The organism is Cyanobacterium sp. IPPAS B-1200, from assembly GCF_001747005.2.
GTDB lineage: Bacteria > Cyanobacteriota > Cyanobacteriia > Cyanobacteriales > Cyanobacteriaceae > Cyanobacterium.
The window spans coordinates 2,498,465-2,517,792 of the sequence record NZ_CP182899.1 but is presented as its reverse complement, the minus strand read 5'-3'; the positions used below and the strand labels follow the sequence as shown (position 1 = coordinate 2,517,792).

The 19,328-nt window shown below is 38.7% G+C and carries 15 protein-coding genes; 7 read left to right on the top strand and 8 right to left on the bottom strand.

Features of this window, described 5'->3' with window-relative positions:
• Positions 1-40: 40 nt before the first annotated feature.
• From A5482_RS11680 to A5482_RS11670, 3 genes are all read right to left on the bottom strand, one after another.
• Complete coding sequence (locus tag A5482_RS11680) at positions 41-673, bottom strand: CPP1-like family protein (RefSeq protein WP_069789825.1); 633 nt, start codon at positions 671-673, stop codon at positions 41-43.
• Between the two features lie 326 nt (positions 674-999).
• Positions 1,000-1,389 carry a type II toxin-antitoxin system VapC family toxin gene (locus A5482_RS11675; RefSeq protein WP_069789826.1) on the bottom strand — a complete coding sequence of 130 codons (390 nt, stop codon included), beginning with the start codon at positions 1,387-1,389 and terminating at the stop codon, positions 1,000-1,002.
• Positions 1,389-1,619: a hypothetical protein gene (locus A5482_RS11670; protein WP_069789827.1), complete on the bottom strand. Its 231-nt coding sequence runs from the start codon at positions 1,617-1,619 to the stop codon at positions 1,389-1,391. Before A5482_RS11670 ends, A5482_RS11675 begins: the two co-directional genes overlap by 1 nt.
• A 389-nt stretch (positions 1,620-2,008) precedes the next feature.
• On the opposite strand from A5482_RS11670, the gene gltB reads away from it, so the two are divergent.
• The gene (gene gltB / locus A5482_RS11665) at positions 2,009-6,643 is read left to right on the top strand and encodes a glutamate synthase large subunit (protein ID WP_069789828.1); all 4,635 of its coding nucleotides are present in this window, start codon (positions 2,009-2,011) and stop codon (positions 6,641-6,643) included.
• A gap of 101 nt (positions 6,644-6,744) precedes the next feature.
• Here gltB and A5482_RS11660 read toward each other — a convergent pair whose 3' ends face one another.
• Both A5482_RS11660 and A5482_RS11655 read right to left on the bottom strand, forming a co-directional pair.
• Entirely contained in the window at positions 6,745-7,401 is a 657-nt protein-coding gene (locus A5482_RS11660) for an SIMPL domain-containing protein (protein ID WP_242411895.1), read from the bottom strand.
• Between the two features lie 88 nt (positions 7,402-7,489).
• Positions 7,490-7,882, bottom strand: a complete 393-nt coding sequence (locus A5482_RS11655) for a gamma-glutamylcyclotransferase family protein (RefSeq protein ID WP_069789830.1) — start codon at positions 7,880-7,882, stop codon at positions 7,490-7,492.
• A 152-nt stretch (positions 7,883-8,034) separates the two neighbouring features.
• Here A5482_RS11655 and A5482_RS11650 point away from each other — a divergent pair, with 152 nt between their 5' ends.
• Positions 8,035-8,820 carry an ABC transporter ATP-binding protein gene (locus A5482_RS11650; protein ID WP_141712648.1) on the top strand — a complete coding sequence of 262 codons (786 nt, stop codon included), beginning with the start codon at positions 8,035-8,037 and terminating at the stop codon, positions 8,818-8,820.
• A gap of 100 nt (positions 8,821-8,920) precedes the next feature.
• Here the strand turns inward: A5482_RS11650 and A5482_RS11645 are convergent, their stop codons facing one another.
• Positions 8,921-9,568: a class I SAM-dependent methyltransferase gene (locus A5482_RS11645; RefSeq protein WP_069789831.1), complete on the bottom strand. Its 648-nt coding sequence runs from the start codon at positions 9,566-9,568 to the stop codon at positions 8,921-8,923.
• Between the two features lie 2 nt (positions 9,569-9,570).
• Positions 9,571-10,521 carry a 4-(cytidine 5'-diphospho)-2-C-methyl-D-erythritol kinase gene (ispE, locus tag A5482_RS11640; RefSeq protein ID WP_069789832.1) on the bottom strand — a complete coding sequence of 317 codons (951 nt, stop codon included), beginning with the start codon at positions 10,519-10,521 and terminating at the stop codon, positions 9,571-9,573.
• A gap of 365 nt (positions 10,522-10,886) precedes the next feature.
• Between ispE and A5482_RS11635 the strand changes: the two genes are divergently transcribed.
• From A5482_RS11635 to A5482_RS11615, 5 genes are all read left to right on the top strand, one after another.
• Positions 10,887-12,557 carry a Mu transposase C-terminal domain-containing protein gene (locus tag A5482_RS11635; protein WP_069789833.1) on the top strand — a complete coding sequence of 557 codons (1,671 nt, stop codon included), beginning with the start codon at positions 10,887-10,889 and terminating at the stop codon, positions 12,555-12,557.
• Positions 12,558-12,566: 9 nt separating this feature from the next.
• Complete coding sequence (locus A5482_RS11630; RefSeq protein WP_242411896.1) at positions 12,567-13,076, top strand: TniB family NTP-binding protein; 510 nt, start codon at positions 12,567-12,569, stop codon at positions 13,074-13,076.
• Positions 13,077-13,156: 80 nt separating this feature from the next.
• Complete coding sequence (locus A5482_RS11625; RefSeq protein ID WP_255365528.1) at positions 13,157-13,549, top strand: TniB family NTP-binding protein; 393 nt, start codon at positions 13,157-13,159, stop codon at positions 13,547-13,549.
• The gene (locus tag A5482_RS11620) at positions 13,549-14,049 is read left to right on the top strand and encodes a hypothetical protein (RefSeq protein ID WP_069789834.1); all 501 of its coding nucleotides are present in this window, start codon (positions 13,549-13,551) and stop codon (positions 14,047-14,049) included. Before A5482_RS11625 ends, A5482_RS11620 begins: the two co-directional genes overlap by 1 nt.
• A 182-nt stretch (positions 14,050-14,231) precedes the next feature.
• Complete coding sequence (locus A5482_RS11615) at positions 14,232-14,960, top strand: DNA-methyltransferase (RefSeq protein ID WP_446684767.1); 729 nt, start codon at positions 14,232-14,234, stop codon at positions 14,958-14,960.
• A gap of 15 nt (positions 14,961-14,975) precedes the next feature.
• Here A5482_RS11615 and A5482_RS11610 read toward each other — a convergent pair whose 3' ends face one another.
• A complete protein-coding gene (locus A5482_RS11610) occupies positions 14,976-19,310 on the bottom strand; it encodes a bifunctional RecB family nuclease/DEAD/DEAH box helicase (protein ID WP_069789835.1) in 4,335 nt (1,444 codons plus the stop codon).
• Between the last annotated feature and the right edge of the window lie 18 nt (positions 19,311-19,328).

The window sequence follows — 19,328 nt, the reverse complement described above, 5'->3', positions numbered from 1 at the left end:
TTTTTGAAATAAAAAAATAAACTAAATTAAAACACTAAAATTAACGAGTAAAATTAGCAGATAACCACAACAAAGAAAAAGTTAATAAACTCACAAATTGCTCATTAGAAAAACCTAAACTCAATCCAGAATTAGCAATCACTGTCGCCAATAAACTACTAAGAGAAATAGCAATCACAAAACCAAAAAAGCTAACACCCACCGAACGCCAAAAAGCCTTACTCTTTCTAAATACAAAAAAGAAACTTGTTCCCAATCCAAAAGTTAATAGCAAAGGTAAAATTTGAGAATCTTGGCTAAACACACTAAGTAAAATTAAAGCCAAAAAAATTAAACCACTAATACTCAACTCCTGCATCGAAGGTTGATCTATCAAATCCGTTAACCAATTAGGAGATCTTTTACTCGCGCCAGAATAATTAAAAGAAATAGGAGATTTTTTTGCTTCTACCACCTTCTCAGGAAACCGAATTTGCTCAGGCACCTTAATTTTTCCTTCTTGCCTTAACTTTAACCGATCCATGATTATGGCATCATAGGCTATTTCCACATCTTCCTTGATTTGAGCATTGCCCTCATTTTCTGTCAACAAAATCTCTTTTGCCCTCTGGATTTCTTCAAAAGACGCTGATTCTTCCACTCCAAGGGTGTCATAGGGACTCAAATCACTCATTTTTGCTTTGTCCTCCTAACCTAATTAACTATATACTATCGGTCGAGTTTTTATGTTGTTTCTCTTAATTATTCCCCATTATAGTCTCAATTGCTCAATTGATTTAAGAGGAAAAATTCAATAATAACAAGAATAGAAGTTTTTTTGATCAATTATTTCGGACTCAAACTCTATTTTTTTCCGATGATTCCTCGAATATCGAAAGTATCCATAGCAAAAACAAAAAAATCTTAACAACTCTTCATGATAGTAAAAATATATTAACATGATCATTAAGCAGAGTCCTATTTTACCAAAAAGTTAAATCTTGATGACTATCTTGGTATTTAACTAATAGTTTTAATTTCAGGACAACTAATAAGATTACGATCTACTGTAGCTAAAATAAGACCGTAATAAATCGCTGTTGCACCGATAAATCTATCCGCTGGGTCGTGATGAGGAAGTTGAATTTTTCTGCTAAGAATAGCGATGTTATGATTAAGTTTCGCTTCTATTACTTGTAATGTTTGTAGTGCAGAATTTATCCATTTTTCAACATCTCCATCAATATTAATTCTATTTTTTTCAACCAACATTATTGTTTCCCATATACTAATAGGACTTAGCCATAAATCATTATTTTCATCACCAATAGCATACTGTAACTTTTCAGATAATTTCTCGTTACCTTGTAAATACCAAAGCCAAATATGAGTATCTAAGAGAATTTTCATTATTGATTAGCTTCCCAGTCCGACTCCGATACCACAGGAGAAACTATATCTTCAAGAATATTTAAACTGTCTCCCATACACCCAAATGATGGTCGTTTCTTCTCAATCATGGGAGAAATTATTACTAACGGTATTCCATCTTCAGTGATAGTTAAAGTTTGATTACTAAGTTTAACATTCGTAATTAGCTTTTGTACTTCATTGGAGAGTTGATTAAGGCAAATTTCCATAGGCTCAAAATCCTATAACTATTTCCAAATATAACTACTTCAAATACTAACATCCGTTTTTGAGAATTGCATTCTTCTCATTTATTCAGTAAGGAGAAAAAAACATTAATTCATTAAAAGAAAAACTGGTGGTTTCTTGAAATTTGAGATCAAGTCACGGATACATGAACGATATTCAATATAGTGGGACGGAGGTGAGAATTAACTTACCAAGCAATAAGTAAAATATTGATAACAAAAGCCGAAAAAGCCTTAACAATTCTTTATAATAGTAGAAATATATCACCATGGTTATTGAGTAAGGTAAAGCCCTGTCTTACAAAAGTGCTAAATTATGATAACCATCATGAAGTAATATAACGAATCTAAGCGTATAAGGTCAATATATAATGAACGACTACAATAATAGCAATTTAACACCATTTCAAGGACAACCTTGGCTCGTAGAAGAAAGAGATGCTTGTGGTGTAGGTTTTATTGCCTACCAAGATAATCGTAAATCCCATAAATTAGTAAAAGATGCGTTAAAAGGTTTAGCCTGTATGGAACACAGGGGAGGATGTGGCGCTGATAGACAAACAGGGGATGGTTCAGGGATTTTAACAGGGATTCCCGTAGCAATTTTGAAGACATGGTTTGATGAAAATAATATTGAAATGCCTCCTGCCGAAGAGTGGGGGGTGGGAATGGTCTTTTTACCCCAAGATGAGAAGGAAGCCCAAGAAGGACGTAAATTTGTAGAGGAAATGGTAGAGGTAGAAAGCCTCAAAACCCTTGGATGGAGAGAAGTACCCGTAAATCCTGATGTGTTGGGGCCACAGGCAAAGGAAAATCAACCCCGCATTGAGCAAATCATCGTTACTTCTGGCACAAAACATTATAAAGGAGATGAATTAGACCGTCGTTTATACGTTGCGCGTTCCCGTGTTGGTAAGAAATTAAGCGATAATTTTTATATTTGTTCTTTCTCTTGTCGTACCATCGTTTATAAAGGTTTGGTACAAGGGGATGTATTAGAAACATTCTATGGAGATTTAAGTAACCCCGCCTACGAAAGTCGTTTTGCCGTATATCACCGTCGTTTTAGTACCAACACTGTACCCAAATGGCCCTTTGCTCAACCCATGCGAGTATTAGGACATAACGGGGAAATTAACACCCTCATTGGTAACATTAACTGGATGAGCGTACGGGAAGCAAATTTAGAACTTCCAGGGTGGACAAAAGAAGAGTTTGAAGGTGTCACCCCTATCGTAAATATGAATAACAGTGACTCCTATAACCTTGATAGTTCTCTCGAATTATTGGTGCGTACAGGGCGTAGTATTCCCGAAGCCCTCATGATTTTGGTACCCGAAGCCTACGAAAATCAACCTGACTTGGAAAAATATCCCGAAATTCTTGACTTTTACCATTACTATGCAGGGTTAAAAGAGCCTTGGGATGGTCCTGCTTTATTGGCGTTTAGTGAAGGAAAAACCGTAGGGGCTTGTTTAGATCGTAATGGTTTGCGTCCTGCCCGTTATGCTATCACTAAGGATGGATATGTGGTGGTAGGTTCAGAGGCTGGGGTGGTTGATTTAGATGAATCAGAAATTATCGAAAAAGGTAAGCTCGGTCCTGGTCAGATGATCGTGGTAGATTTAGAAAATAATAAACTGCTCAAAAACTGGGAAATCAAACAGGAAATTGCTTCTCAAAAACCCTATGGACAATGGTTAAAAGAGTATCGTTTACATCTTGATAGAAAAGCATTTGAAACCACAGGGGAAGGAGCGCCCCTAACCTCCCTTAATAATGGGGGAACAGATTTGGTACAGTTGCAGACGGCTTTTGGTTATACCCAAGAGGACGTAGAAATGATCATTACTGCCATGGCAAGGGATGGAAAAGAGCCTACTTTCTGTATGGGTGACGATATTCCTTTGGCAGTGTTATCTGATAAGTCTCGTTTGTTGTATGACTACTTTAAACAGCGTTTTGCTCAGGTAACTAACCCCCCTATTGATCCTTTACGGGAAAATTTGGTCATGTCTTTGGAGATGCACCTAGGGAAAAGGGGTAATTTACTCCACATCGAGCCAGAAAATGCCCATACTTTGGTGATTGATTCTCCTGTGTTGTCGGAATCGGATTTAGAGTTTATCAAAAAGTCTGATTTGGCTACGGTTGAATTATCTACTCTTCTCCCTATCACTGATGGCCCTGACGGTTTAAAATCTGCTTTGGAAAGATTATGTGATCAAGCTACTCAGGCGGTTAATGAAGGTCATCAGGTAATTGTACTGAGCGATCGCACTCCAGTTAATAAGGGGGGAATTGGTGCAGAAACTTCCTATATTCCCCCTCTGTTGGCGGTGGGTGCAGTGCATCAACATCTAATTAAAGAAGGATTACGCCTTAACACTTCTTTGGTGGTAGATACGGCTCAGTGTTGGAGTACCCATCATTACGCTTGTCTAGTGGGCTTTGGGGCTTCGGCGGTATGTCCTTATCTCACTTTACAAACCATTTCTAGTTGGTGGCACGACAGCAAAACTCAGAAGTTGATGAACAATGAGAAAATTGAAAAAATTTCTGAGGTAGAAGCCCTTAATCGTTATCGTAAATCCGTGGAAGCTGGATTGTTCAAAATCCTTTCTAAAATGGGAATTTCTCTCTTGGCTTCCTACCATGGCGCTCAGATTTTTGAGTGTATCGGTTTAGGCCCAGATGTCATCGAATTGGCGTTTAAGGGTACCACTAGCCGTGTGGGTGGTTTAAACTTGGCTGAGGTGGCTAATGAGGTAATTTGTTTCCATCAGAAAGCCTTCCCTGAGTTACAAGCCAAGAAGTTGGAAAACTACGGTTATATCAACTACAAAAAAGGCGGTGAGTATCACATGAACTCCCCTGAAATGGCGAAGTCTTTGCATAAGGCGGTATCTACCTATGGTACTCAGGAGGGATATGATCACTATGACTGGTACAGTAACTATTTACAACAGCGCCCCGTAACTGCGTTGCGTGATTTATTAGAGTTTAACTCTGACCGAGATTCTATCTCTATTGATGATGTGGAGTCCGTGGAGGACATTGTAAAGCGTTTTTGTACGGGGGGTATGTCCTTGGGTGCATTGAGCCAAGAAGCCCACGAAACCCTTGCGATCGCCATGAACCGTATCGGTGGAAAATCTAACTCTGGAGAAGGAGGAGAAGATCCTAACCGTTACAATATCATTGATGAAGTAGATAAAGACGGTAAAAGTGCTTTATTTCCCCACCTTCATGGGTTGAAAAAGGGCGATCGCGCCGCATCCGCTATCAAACAAATTGCCTCTGGACGTTTTGGCGTTACCCCTGAATATCTAATGAGTGGTAAACAGCTAGAAATCAAGATGGCACAAGGTGCAAAACCAGGGGAAGGAGGACAGTTACCAGGGAAAAAAGTGAGCGAATATATCGCCATGTTACGCCGTTCTAAACCAGGTGTCACCCTCATTTCTCCCCCTCCTCACCACGACATCTACTCCATTGAGGATTTAGCCCAGCTAATCCACGATTTACACCAAATCAACCCCACTGCCAATGTATCCGTTAAATTGGTGGCTGAAATCGGTATCGGTACCATCGCCGCTGGGGTAGCCAAAGCCAACGCTGATGTTATCCAAATTTCTGGCCATGATGGCGGTACGGGTGCATCTCCCTTAAGTTCCATCAAACACGCTGGATGTCCTTGGGAATTGGGGGTTACAGAAGTACACCGCACCCTAGTAGAGAATCAACTGCGCGATCGCGTCTTACTCCGTGCCGACGGTGGTTTAAAAACAGGGTGGGACATTATCATGGCTGCCTTAATGGGCGCTGAAGAATACGGTTTTGGTAGCATTGCGATGATTGCCGAGGGTTGTATCATGGCGCGGGTTTGCCATACCAACCAATGCCCTGTGGGGGTTGCCACCCAACAAGAAAGACTGCGTAAACGTTTTTCTGGAGTACCTGGAGACGTGGTTAACTTCTTTTACTTTGTAGCAGAAGAAGTGCGCTCTATTCTTGCTAAATTAGGCTATCGCAGTTTAAACGAAATCATTGGACGGGGTGACTTATTAACCTATCGTCAATCTGCCCAACTCACCAAAACCAAGGCTTTGGTATTAGACTGTCTAACCAATCTCCCTGATGTGAAAACCAACCGTGACTGGTTAAACCATGGCGATACTCACACCAACGGTAACGTTTTGGATGATGAAATCCTCGCTGATAGTAACCTTACGGAAGCTATTAACAACCATGGTAGTGTCACCAAAGAGATTAAGATCATAAATACCGATCGCTCCGTAGGTGCCAGAATTGCGGGGGTAATAGCCAAACAACATGGCGATTACGGCTTCAAAGGACAACTAAACCTCAACTTCACTGGTAGTTGTGGACAGAGTTTTGGTGCTTTCAACGTTCAAGGAATGAATATTCACCTAGAAGGGGAAGCCAACGACTATGTCGGTAAAGGTATCAATGGTGGAGAAATTGTCATCGTACCTCCTAGTAATGTCACCTTTGAGGCTTCAGAAAACGTTATCCTCGGTAATACCTGTTTATATGGTGCCACGGGAGGAGAGTTGTACGCCCATGGACGGGCAGGAGAGCGTTTTGGGGTACGTAACTCCAACGCTACTGCAGTAATTGAAGGTGCAGGAGATCACTGTTGTGAATACATGACAGGGGGCTTAATCGTTGTCCTCGGAAGCGTTGGGCGTAATGTGGGCGCTGGTATGACTGGCGGTTTAGGTTACTTCCTCGATGAAGAAGGCAATTTTGAAGCTAAAGTTAATCCTGAAATTGTTTCTATTCAGCGCATTTCTACCCCAGAAGGGGAAGCTCAATTAAAAGAGTTAGTTACTAATCATGTCGAGAAAACAGGTAGTAAAAAAGGTCAATTAATCCTTGATAATTGGTCAGAATATTTACCCAAATTCTGGCAGGTTGTACCTCCTTCGGAAGCGGAAAATCCTGAAGTAAAGGCTCAAAAAGAGTTAACATCTGTGTAATTTAAATGGGGTGGGCAATGTCCACCCTGATTATTTTTCATTCACAAAAAGACGATCCCTCTTTAATGCCTTTGGGAAATAACTAGTTTCATTTTTTATTCTCAATATCTAATCTGTAGAGTAACAGATGCCCTCACTTCCTGTTCCCCAGCTACCACAGGAGTTGAAGGGGCGCTAGATAGTGCCGCTCTGTCGCTCATACTTTCCATCATCAAAGGACGAGGGGTATTTGCCCCATTGATATTGATTGTAATAACTTCTTGAGGGGTTAAGTTTAAGGCACCCAGGACAGCCTGAGATTGTCTTTGAGCATCATCGGTGGCTTTTTGCAATGCTCGACTTTGGGCTTGATTGATAGCGTTTTCTGTGGCGGTAAAACTAACACTATCGATACGTGTAGCACCAACATTCACGGTTTCATCTAAAATAGTACCCACTTGGTCAATACTTGTTTCAAAGCTAACTAAGTTTGTGGCAGTATAGTTAACTAACTGACGGCGATTATCGTCATATCTATAATTAGGACGTAGTTGAATACCTGTAGTCTGTAGCTTTTCTACATTGTTAGAACCTAATATTTCCAGTAAAGCGGTAGTACGTTGGGCCACTTCTTGCTGAATTTGGGCTGGATTTTGCCCTTCTATTTCTACTCCCATCTGCACTGTAGCGATGGTGGCGGGGATAGATTCGATTCCTTGCCCTGTCACTGTGATAGTTTTGACTATTTGTTCTTGAGCAATAACTGGAGATGTTAGCATTAGGGTTGAAATACCTAAGGACAAAAGAGTTTTGTTTATGGGTTGAATAAAAAACATAATGTTATGGTTTGTTTGTTATGGTGTTAGTTTAATGGCTTTTCCATTCCCCTGATGGGATTAAGATTCCTTTATAAAAGTTGATCTTATCTTGGCTCATAAAATAAGTCCATGCTTGATCTATCGGATTGTTATTATGATCATATACGGTTACTTTTTCCCTTTGATAATCATTCAAATGAGGCTCTCTATTTTCTTGGTAACCTTCTAGTTGGTCTATTTTTTCTAATGGTGATGAGTCGGGGAAGGTTAGCAAATATCCCTTTACTTTATTTTCACTTTTAATCATAGCTGGATAACCTAAAGATAAAGAATATATATCTCCATGAGTCCAGCATTTTTGTTCTTTAATGGTTTTCAGTGCACAGTATAGATAGTAGTTTACTTCTTGGGGTTTGAGAGTACCGTAAACAAAAACGTTCATGTTGTTTTAGTGTAATTTGTTTCCTCATATTTCATCCATTACATATTAGCCAATGATTTTTAGAAATAAACCACAAAGTTTGAAAAATACCTATATCAATAGATGCTTTGCTATATAATGATTACCTACTGATTTGCAAAGGGGATTTTTTGATGAGTCAAGGGCGGATAGTCAATGAGTCTGATTATATTTTGGAGGCTACTAATCTATCTAAAAGTTTTGGTGGTTTAAAGGCAGTTGATAAGGCTAGTATCCAAGTTAATAGGGGTACTATTACAGGGTTGATTGGGCCTAATGGCGCTGGAAAAAGTACTTTATTTAATCTTCTTTCTAATTTTTTGGTGGCTGATGAGGGACAAATTATTTTTGATGGACAGGTTATTAATAATGTGACTCCCCATCGCATTGCAAGAAAAGGCTTTATTCGCACTTTTCAGGTAGCAAGGGTTTTATCTCGGTTGACGGTGCTGGAGAATATGTTATTGGCAAGTCAAACTCAGAAAGGGGAAAATTTACTGCGGGTTTTTGTGCAACCTCATAAAATTAGACAACAAGAAAGGGAAAGCAAGGAAAAGGCGATCGCAATTTTGGAGTCTGTAGGCTTGTTAGAAAAAGCCCATGATTATGCGGGGGCTTTATCTGGGGGGCAAAGAAAGTTATTAGAAATGGCTCGAACTTTGATGACTAACCCTAAATTGATTTTATTAGATGAACCAGCGGCGGGGGTTAATCCAACTCTGATTAATCAAATTTGTGAACATATTGTCACGTGGAATAAACAAGGCATTTCTTTTTTAATCATTGAGCATAATATGGATGTGATTATGTCTTTGTGTAGCCATGTTTGGGTGTTGGCAGAAGGTGCAAACTTAGCTGATGGCACCCCTGAATTTATCCAGTCTAATGAACAAGTTTTAGAAGCATATTTAGGAGGATAGGGAAAGGAATGGAGAATTTAGAATGAAGAATTTAAAATGACAAGTAATCAAAAATCATTGCCTATTCTGCATTTTCATTACTCCACTTTTTTATCAAAATCTAATTATGTTGATATTCAATCATGGTAACAGATACTCGTTTATCCTTCAATGTGTTGATAAAGCGATGATTTTCTTGCCATCCTAGTCGATTAAACTGATTTAATTCTCCTTCGGATAAAGCCCAAGGAGGGCCGCTAGGGGCTTCTTCTGTGTCTCGAAGATGGGTCAAAATCAGGAGAGTAGCGGAGGGTTTTGCAAGGGATGAAACGGCTTCCATAACCTGATGACGCACATCAAGGGGAAGGGCTTGAATGGTACGACATTCCCAGACAAGATCAAACTTTTGTTGCCAGTGGGGAGGAAGCTCAAAAATATCAGCGGTAACATAATCAACGGGGCTATCAGGAAATCTTTGCTTACACCAGTTGATAGCGGTGGAGGAAACATCAAAGGCTGTTACATCATATCCTGCTTCTGCAAGGGCTTGGGCATCGTCTCCTAACCCACAACCGATGACTATTGCTTGGGGTTTTTCTTTACCACTGAGGGGGTTATTTTCTAACCATTCTATTAACTGATGACTAGGTTTTTGGGTTGCCCAAGGAATTTGCTCTGGATTGTGATGGGCTTGGGCGTACAATTCCTCAAACCATCCTGATGGTTGATTTTTCTGAAGATGTTTTTCTACTAGATTTTTGATTTCCATGGTTATTTGTGTTGGGTGGTGATGATGCCATGGGAACACATTTTTGTTACCCACATTTCAAGGTTTGGATCGTTTATTTCTTTGCTAATAGTATTTTTGATCTGGTTAGCCTGTTCTTGATTTTTGCAGAGGGCAAATACGGTGGGGCCTGAGCCTGACATCATGGCACCAAGGACATTTTGGCTTTTAAATTGGTCGATCAGGTTTTTGACTTCGGGATATTCGGGCAAGACGCTTTTTTGCAAGTCGTTGTATAGCAGTTTGCCGATTTGTTTTGAGTCTTTATGGGCGATCGCCCGTACCAATTCCCCTGAGTGGACGGCATGGGTGCGCTGACTGACTCCATGGCTATCTTGGATATAGAGATCATGAAATTCTTCTCGGTAGGTTTTGTAAGCCCAAGGGGTAGAAACGCTGATATTACTATACTTTGCTAAAATCACCCAAATATTATCGAGGTGGGGCAACGGCTCAATTTGTTCTCCTCTCCCTGTGGCGATCGCACTTCCCCCCGCAATACAAAAAGGCACATCAGAGCCGAGATAGGTTGCTAAATCTCTTAATTCAGGTTGGGTTAAGCCTAAACCCCATAATAAATTTATCCCCACCAAAACCGCCGCCGCATTAGTTGAACCCCCTGCCAATCCTGCACACACAGGAATGTTTTTCTCGATATGAATATCAACCCCCCCAAAGTTACTGGCTTGGGTAGGATAATTTTTTTGCATCAACTGCACTGCTTTATAAGCTAAATTGGTGTTATCGAGGGGAACTTGGGGATTTTGACAAAAAACTCGGATTTCTTCTTTTCCATTGGCTCTGATGTCGATAACGTCCCCTAGGGCAACACTTTGCATTACCATTACTAATTCATGGTAGCCATCAGGGCGATCGCCTATAATTTCTAAATGAAGATTTATTTTCGCAGGGGCAAATAATGAATAAGATTGCATAACATGAACACTCGACAAAGTTAATAAATAAATTTTATCAAGTCGTGGTATTTAATGTATAAAACAAAAATCACCTGTACAGTAACAGATTAAATGACGTGATAACAGATTAGTGTCATCTAAAACTTAAGACTCTTCAAATCCTTGTATATCAATTATTATAACTCATATTTTCCCTAAATCAGGTTTAACAGTCTTTCAAATTAAGTTAACAAATTAAGTGTCGCTTTCCTGAAATATAACAAATTATATGTCGCCTTCCAATTAGGCGATTTTTTTTGTTTGAAAAGTGGTCATTAACAAATTATATGTCATACAATAAGTATTAATCTACTATGTAGTAATAAAACATTTATGTATAAACAATGGATATAGATAATCATTTTTCCGATCTTCCAGATTTAATATCTCAACTTTCTCCTGAAGAACAGAAAATCGCTGATGTCATTGAAGACTTACTTCAACCGTGCGATCGCAAAACTTATGGGGAAAAGTTAAAACGAGCATCAATCCAATTGAATAAGTCTGTTCGTACAATTCAACGATATGTAAAGCAATGGGAAAATAATGGTTTACTTGGTATTGCTCAGAATAATCGAGCAGACAAGGGATCTTATAGGATTGATAGACGATTGCAGGATTTTATTGTTAAGACTTATCGGGAAGGTAATAAAGGTAGTCAAAGAATTACTCCCAAGCAAGTTTATTTACGGGCATTCGCTCAAGCCGAGAATTGGGGTATCAAACCTCCTTCTCACATGACGGTTTATCGTATTCTCAATCCGATTGTTGAAGAGAAAGAAAATAAAAAAAGGGTTAGAAGTCCTGGTTGGAGGGGTACAAGGTTAGCAGTATCAACTAGGTCAGGAACGGACATTAATGTGGAGTATAGTAATCATGTTTGGCAATGTGACCATACCCGTGCTGATATTCTTCTAGTCGATCAATTTGGTGAATTGTTGGGCAGACCTTGGCTAACTACAGTGATAGATACTTATTCTCGCTGTATTATGGGTATCCATCTTGGTTTTGATGCTTCTAGTTCCCAAGTGGTTGCTTTGGCTTTACGTCATGCTATTTTACCCAAAAGTTATAGTTCCGATTATGGATTACATGAGGAGTGGGGAACTTATGGTAAACCAGAATATTTTTATACTGATGGTGGTAAGGATTTTCGTTCTAATCATGTCCAGCAAATCGGTTTACAACTGGGCTTTACTTGTCATTTGCGCAGTCGTCCCAGTGAGGGAGGTGTGGTGGAACGTCCTTTTAAAACGTTGAATACAGAGGTATTTTCTACACTGCCTGGATATACAGGGTCAAATGTCCAAGAACGTCCAGAAGAGGCGGAAAAAGAAGCCTGTTTGACATTGAAAGATTTGGAGAAACTGATTGTTCGCTACATTGTGGATAACTATAACCAACGCCTTGATGCCCGTATGGGAGAACAAACTCGCTTTCAACGTTGGGAATCTGGATTACTTTCTATTCCAGATACTATCTCTGAACGAGAATTAGATATTTGCTTGGCGAAGCAGTCAAAAAGAAGGGTTCAGAAGGGCGGTCATCTTCAATTTGAAAATCTAATCTACAAAGGTGAATATTTGGGGGGTTATGAAGGAGAAACTGTCATTATCCGTTATGACCCCAGGGATATTACGGGTATTTTAATATATCGTCGTGAAAATAATAAAGAGGTTTTTCTGACTCGTGCCCATGCTATGGACTTGGAAGGAGAATCTTTATCTTTGATAGATGCAAAGGCCAGTGCCAGAAGAGTTAGGGATGCTGGGAAAAATTTGAGTAACCGTTCAATTTTAAGGGAAGTAGAAGATCGTTCTCGTTTTACTCGGAAGAAAAGCAAAAAACAACGGCAGAAAGAAGAACAAGAAAGAGTTAAACCTTTTACACCGTCGCCAATCTCAAAACGGGAAACAGAGTTAGAAGATGAGTCGATTTTGTCTTCCTCCTTTTCAGATGATGATTTGGTGGAGATTATTGACTATGAAGAATTACAAGAAGATTTTGATTTTTAGGAGTTAGCCATGAAAGCAGAAAATGTAGCAGAGCAATTAGGTCGTATTGATGCGCCCGAAGCAAATTTACAGCAAGAAATTAACAGACTAGAACGTAAAACAGTAGTAAGTTTAGAACAAGTTGGAATTCTTCATGAGTGGCTGGAAAGTAAGCGTCAATCGAAGCAGTCTTGTCGAGTGGTAGGAGAATCTCGTACGGGAAAAACGATCGCCTGTAACTCTTCTCGCTTGAGACATAAACCAAAGCAAGAAAGTGGAAAACCTCCTCAAGTACCAGTGATTTACGTACAAGTACCTCAAGAATGTGGTGCAAAGGATTTGTTTCAAGCAATTATTGAACATTTGAAGTACCGAATGACTAAGGGGACGGTGGCTGAAATCAGAAAAAGAACGATGACCATATTGCAAGGATGTGGTGTGGAGATGATTATTTTGGACGAGGCGGATCGTTGTAAGCCAAAAACTTTTGCGGAAATTCGGGATATTTTTGATCATCTTAATATCTGTACTTTAGACTAATTTGAACTGTAAGAAGCTATGATCCTTATATAGCAAGAATTTTGACTATTCTTATCCGTTTAATGTAAAAAATATAAAATATACGTCATATAAGGGTTTCAGCGTTTAAAATTAGATTTAGTCTAAACTCAAGTAATATTGCTATTGTCCTTGTGGGAACGGATCGTTTGGACGCTGTCATTAAGAAGGATGAGCAGGTTTATAATCGTTTTCGTGCTTGTTACCGTTTCGGGAAGTTAACAGGAGAGGAGTTTGTTCGTACTGTCAACATTTGGGAAAAGCAAGTATTGAAGTTACCTGTGGCTTCTAATTTGACCAATAAAAGAATGTTGAAATTGATTGGGGAGGCGACTCAAGGTTATATCGGGATTATGGACATGGTTTTGCGTGAAGCTGCTGTTCGTTCCCTCAAGAAAGGATTCAGCAAAATTGATCATGACACCTTAAAAGAAGTTGTTCAGGAGTATAAGTGATGGAAATTCAGCCTTGGTGGTTTACGATCGCACCCTATGAGGGTGAAAGTATCAGTCATTTTTTAGGTCGTTTTCGACGGGAGAATGTGCTTACTGTTTCTGGTTTGGGTGAAATAACTAAACTGTACGGTGCGATCGCCCGTTGGGAAAAGTTCCGTTTTAATCCTCCTCCTTCCCTTGAACAATTGGACAAGTTAAGTGAGATCGTACAAGTGGACATGGCAACCTTACAAACTATGTGTCCTTCTGCACCAATGAAAATGACTCCTATTCGCCTTTGTTCAGCTTGTTATGGTGAAAACCCTTATCATCGGATGGAATGGCAGTATAAAGAGGTTTACAAGTGCGATCAGGGCAAAGCCCTGCCACTGCGTGATCGGCACTCCTTAAAACTTTTATCGGAATGCCCCAATTGTGGTGCTAGGTTTAAGATTCCTGCTCTTTGGGTTGATGGTTGGTGTCATCGATGTTTTACCCCTTTTGTTGAGATGATTACATGATTATTTTTTATAATCACAGAAAATACTGGACCATAAAATAATAATTTGATACTTTTAAGTAATATCAAATATACAAAAACCTATTTTTAACAATGACGATAATACCAATAAAAAATCAGATACTATACGGTGATTGTTCTACTCTATTAAAAAAATTGCCGTCTAATTCCATCGATTTGATAATGACATCTCCTCCTTATGCAAAAAGAAGAAGTAAAACCTATGGGGGTATTAATCCTGATGAATACGTCGATTGGTTTTTTCCAATTTCACAAGAATTAAAGCGCGTACTTAAACCGACAGGGTCTTTTATTTTAAATATAAAAGAACCTGCTATCAATGGAGAACGTCATACATTTGTAATTCAACTAACTTTAGCATTAAAGCAAGATGGTTGGCGTTGGGTAGACGAATATTGCTGGCATAAAAAAAATTCTCATCCAGGTAAATGGAATAATCGTTTTCGTGATTCTTGGGAACGTTGTCTACATTTCACAAAAGAAAAAAAATTTGCCATGTATCAAGATGCGGTAATGATACCTGTCGGAGATTGGAAAAAAAAACGATTTAAAAATCTAAGCCAAGCAGATAGAGAACGAAACAAGTCTTCATTAGGAAACGATTTTAGCAGAAACGTTTCTAACTGGAAGGAACGAGATATGGTTTATCCTAGTAATGTACTACATTTGGCGACAGAATGTCGAAACCGTGGACATTCTGCAGCCTTTCCCATTGATTTACCGATATGGTTTATTAAACTCTTTACTCAAGAAGGAGATGTTGTCTTAGATCCTTTCATTGGTGGTGGAACAACTGCATTAGCTTGTCAAGAGTTAAACCGTCATTTTATTGGTATTGAACTTAATAAAGATTATTACGATTTAGCTTGTAGTAATTTGGGGCTACTCTAGAAATTTGATAATACTTTATCTCCATCTAAAACTTCCCTTAACTTGCTTAACAGCATTACCATCCAAATAACCTAGTGTCATACTCCGAGACTGATCACAAAATGAATCCACATAAAGTTTCAGTAAACGAGATTCACGTAAGGTAGCTAAATCCGATGATAAGTGATCTACAACTTCCTGCGATAAAAGTAAGATCAGTTTAGCTCTTGCCCTTGAAGCCATTACATTGAAGCGATTTAGACTCATTAGAAATTCATCTTCATCTGCAATGGCATCGGGGTCTCCCATCGCAAAAGAAGCTATTATCACATCTCGTTGTTGACCCTGAAAACGCTCAACAGTATCTACAGCATCACGAATATCATTGGGAGAAACATTCGGATTTGCGAATATTTGCTGTAATTGACTGACAATTAATCCTTGTTGAGCTCGGTGTGGAGTTACAACACCAACTGCTTTCTGCCAGAACTCAGTAAGGGTATAAGGTTTTTGAGTTAATAACTTTATTTGACCCGTAGCTGGATCATTTTCATCTAAAAGTTGATTTGCCATTTGATCATGTAACAAGCTGACTAAAGCAACTACGGTATCAGCTTCAAATGGATTCCATTGGCTACTACTTCCATCTGGATAAACAAAGCAAGTTGCTGGATACTCTGGATTTAAAAATTCTGCCCACTCAGATGTCCAATAGAGGTTGTGAGACCAGTTCGACGGTTGTTGTGTAGGAGTAGGATTAAGTAGATTTAGTCTCAAATCGGGTGAATAGCTGGATAAACTTTGACGATAACCAGCATAATTGCGAGCAAAGCCAACTAAAGTCTCATTAGAACGATAGTTTTCATCAAGCATTACATCTGGTACTAGCTGAAAATCTCGGCAAAAAGCGTAGATCGACCCAACCATATCCTCTAAATCTTTCGGCGGTTCAGCTTGATGGATAGGAGCAAGCTGTAAAGGATCTCCTGCTAAAACTACGCTTCCACCGTCAGCAAGAGAACAAAAGGCAAGAATTGCATGGGCTACATCCATCTGTGACGCTTCATCGATTAGAATTAAGTCGAAAAATTCAGCTTGTGCTGGACTATCATTAACAGTTAATAAGTTGTAGACTTGTTCTGATGTTGCTCCAACAATGGTAATACCAGTCTTTTGTTCTAGCCTTTGTCGAATACCTTGAATTTGTTGTGAAGGATTCCTTTTGTTAAGAGGAGCATCTATGTGTAAGGCTCTAGTATCTGTTGGGTCAGGTTGAAGATATGAGCGCAAACGATAGACTTCCACTATATTTGATAGCAAAAGACGGCAAATATCATCATAAATATCAAGTAGGATGTTATCAATGGCAGTGTATGTAGAAGCTGAAACTAAAATACGAATTTTTTGATTTTGTTGGCGTTGAGATGCTTCTAATGCTGCACCAACAACAATTGCTCTAGCAGTACGACTCTTTCCCGTTCCTGGTGGTCCCCAAATAAGCTGCAAACGACGAGATAAAGCTTGTTCCCACGCTAACCATTGAGTTTGATTTAAGTTCAAACCATTTTTTTCTAAAGTAGTTCTGACAGGTGCAAGATTACGAGTTACCGTCTGTTTGTGCATATTGACAGCATCCCACAGTAAATCAGCAGCAGGAGTATGCCTGGTTGTTCTTGCATTTCTACCACAAGTCATCCCAGTTGCTTGTCTCACTAATGCATTGTCTCTAGCTATTTGAGGATTCCCGATCGCATGAAGCACACCACCTACAGGAGGGCTTTTACTGTAAAGCTTTTTGGTGAAGAAATCGGAGTATGTACGGTCAAGGATAACATCGCTACTTAAATTAGCAATCCCATGTATTTCTAAGTCATTGAGGCTTATTCTATTAGACCAGCGATTATTTTGATCAACGACAATCCAGCAATTATCTCGATCTAACTTGACAACTGTAACTCCTGTAATGTCTTCCATTAATGCTTGCCTATCGAAATTTTGAAGAATTTGAGCAAGAGGAGTGTTTTGTAAACCATTCCAAACTTTAGTATCTAAAAAGCCTTGATTATTTTCAGGAGCGAGAGCAAAATTAAAATCCCCATCACGTACTTTGATATGCCTAGAGTCTGGTTGAATTTCATAAACACGGCGATTAGCTCTAGGTTGAAGTCTTAGTTCTTGCAATACCTGCTGCTCTTGTTGTCCTGTTAATTTACGAGTTAAACGTGCGCTGTAAAATCTTGCTTCACGCTCATGGGGTGGCATGGCTCGAATTTGATGCACTTCAAGTTCAGAAAGTGCTGCATCAAGTTTGGCAAACATATACCATAACTGGCTATCCCAACTTAAGCGATTTTGGCGTGGCGGTGGAATTATATTAACTTTTGGTGCTGTTTGATCCAGTTGTGTTTGCAAATCATTTTCTAATTTATCTACAATGATTTTTAAAGCATTTAAACGTTTTTCAACGGTTTCTCCAAGAGTATCCATTTGGTCTCGCCAGTAGGGTTTTCTTGATCTTGACCAAATATCATGCGCTCGTTCTGACGGAATTAAATCGCTCAAAATATCCTCAAATAAAGAAGGAACACTTAAATTAATAACCTTATTATTCCAGTTGTAATATCGAGCAACTTGAAGCAAGCTGTAATAATGGGGAACAGGTGTTGCCACGACCGATTTCACTACTTCTTTAACAATTGTTATGGGAGAACGTTTCGTAACAAGATTAGAATTAGGAAGTAATTGTTCAGGTGGAAATAACCACGCTAAATTACAAATGTTTTGATTGGCTAGTATTGCTTGAAGATGGCGACTGAATATGCGTGTTAAATGCTCATACTGTATTGAATCCCAGATATAAAACTGTATTGTTGTATTAGAATCAAGATTTTGAGCATCCATCAAAATAGTATTAATTCTTTCTAAAAAGTTTAATAGTTCTCTTTGTTCATCTTGTAAATTTTTACGATCAATAATAAAATTTTTAGGAGTATTCCATGTTTTCTGAGTACGAGGATTTTGGTTAGTTGAACCAAATGGACGAGGTTCTAACCAAAATGCTTGTAAGCCAAAAGCAAAAGTGATGGCACTTCCAATATCAAAATCAACAGTTAGATAAATATGTAAATCTGTCCATTTGGGTATAATTGCGGAAGTACCACTATTAGCAGGAATAAAAGATTGTTGATTCTGTAAAGAGCTAGCTCGTCCCCCAATAACTGTGCGTGTGGCTCTTAAATTTTGATGACCATCAAATGAAGAATGAGAGCTGGGTAATTGTGCTAATGATTGAACAGTTGTAATTCCTTGACTTTCCAAAGCTGAACGTGAACCCTTAGAAACAAAGGCGACACGACTTAAATGGTCCAACTTTTGAGCAGTAGGCATACAATGATCTGGATGCCAAGTGGGATTGCCTTTTTTATTAACCCATTCATATCCTAGGTTATCACAACCTTTACAACGATTATCAACATGCCAATCTAGAGCTTGCCAATTAGCTTCTGCAAGTATATCTGATAATGTATTTTGAAAAAATCTTTTAATACGAGGAACAAACACACCAAAAGGAACTTCTTCCAAATCTTCTTGCATTGCTTCTCTTAACTGTTTATATGTGGGCGTAATTCGTTTTGAATTAAGTTCATTATGAACAGCAACGAGATTTGAACCATCATAAGAACCAGACCAAATAGCACCATTAGACACAACAACAAATTGATCATCTAAATTATTATCTATCAACCATCCAGCTAAAACCATAGTATAATAAGTCACTTCAGCAAAATAGCTTGGAGATGGTTCTGCTGTTAGTTTGATGTCTATAATTCTTACTTGTAATCTTTTGTCATTTTCTGGTAAACTTTGAATCTCACCGTTAGGAGTTACATATTCTTCATAAGTATTTGACGGTAAAATTTCAATAATATCGGGACGGACTTCTGCATAATCTAAGTTAAACGTACTATCATATCCTGCAATATTTAGAGCATCTTTAAAAGATTGACTAACATTATATTCTGCCTCAATCAGAAAACTATTTGGTTGGACATTAGACAAATATTTTATTAATTGAATTTTTCTGTATCTTGTTTGACCAGAATTATGTTGAGAAGAATCTCCAATAATTACAGCTTGACCTGTAACTTGATTAAAAGTTTGAGTTAAATAATCAATAACTTGTGCTTCCCATTCTTCCCCTTCTTTTCTTAATGTATCTAATCCAGGTCGTGGTGGTTGAGGATCAGGCATATTTTGAACAGTACGTTCGAGTTTATATTGATTATTGTCAGGAGATAAATTCAACTTAAGTTGTCGCTGACATTCTGTACGAATATATTTGGAAAGAGCGTCTTTTCTAAATTTGGGCATATTTAACTAAAACGAGTA

Excerpts from the sequence above, each read along its gene's own strand:
- A5482_RS11680 (WP_069789825.1), bottom strand. The coding sequence starts at position 673 with ATGAGTGATTTGAGTCCCTATGACACCCTTGGAGTGGAAGAATCAGCG.
- A5482_RS11675 (WP_069789826.1), bottom strand. The coding sequence starts at position 1,389 with ATGAAAATTCTCTTAGATACTCATATTTGGCTTTGGTATTTACAAGGT.
- A5482_RS11670 (WP_069789827.1), bottom strand. The coding sequence starts at position 1,619 with ATGGAAATTTGCCTTAATCAACTCTCCAATGAAGTACAAAAGCTAATT.
- gltB (WP_069789828.1), top strand. The coding sequence starts at position 2,009 with ATGAACGACTACAATAATAGCAATTTAACACCATTTCAAGGACAACCT.
- A5482_RS11660 (WP_242411895.1), bottom strand. The coding sequence starts at position 7,401 with ATGCTAACATCTCCAGTTATTGCTCAAGAACAAATAGTCAAAACTATC.
- A5482_RS11655 (WP_069789830.1), bottom strand. The coding sequence starts at position 7,882 with ATGAACGTTTTTGTTTACGGTACTCTCAAACCCCAAGAAGTAAACTAC.
- A5482_RS11650 (WP_141712648.1), top strand. The coding sequence starts at position 8,035 with ATGAGTCAAGGGCGGATAGTCAATGAGTCTGATTATATTTTGGAGGCT.
- A5482_RS11645 (WP_069789831.1), bottom strand. The coding sequence starts at position 9,568 with ATGGAAATCAAAAATCTAGTAGAAAAACATCTTCAGAAAAATCAACCA.
- ispE (WP_069789832.1), bottom strand. The coding sequence starts at position 10,521 with ATGCAATCTTATTCATTATTTGCCCCTGCGAAAATAAATCTTCATTTA.
- A5482_RS11635 (WP_069789833.1), top strand. The coding sequence starts at position 10,887 with ATGGATATAGATAATCATTTTTCCGATCTTCCAGATTTAATATCTCAA.
- A5482_RS11630 (WP_242411896.1), top strand. The coding sequence starts at position 12,567 with ATGAAAGCAGAAAATGTAGCAGAGCAATTAGGTCGTATTGATGCGCCC.
- A5482_RS11620 (WP_069789834.1), top strand. The coding sequence starts at position 13,549 with ATGGAAATTCAGCCTTGGTGGTTTACGATCGCACCCTATGAGGGTGAA.
- A5482_RS11615 (WP_446684767.1), top strand. The coding sequence starts at position 14,232 with ATGACATCTCCTCCTTATGCAAAAAGAAGAAGTAAAACCTATGGGGGT.
- A5482_RS11610 (WP_069789835.1), bottom strand. The coding sequence starts at position 19,310 with ATGCCCAAATTTAGAAAAGACGCTCTTTCCAAATATATTCGTACAGAA.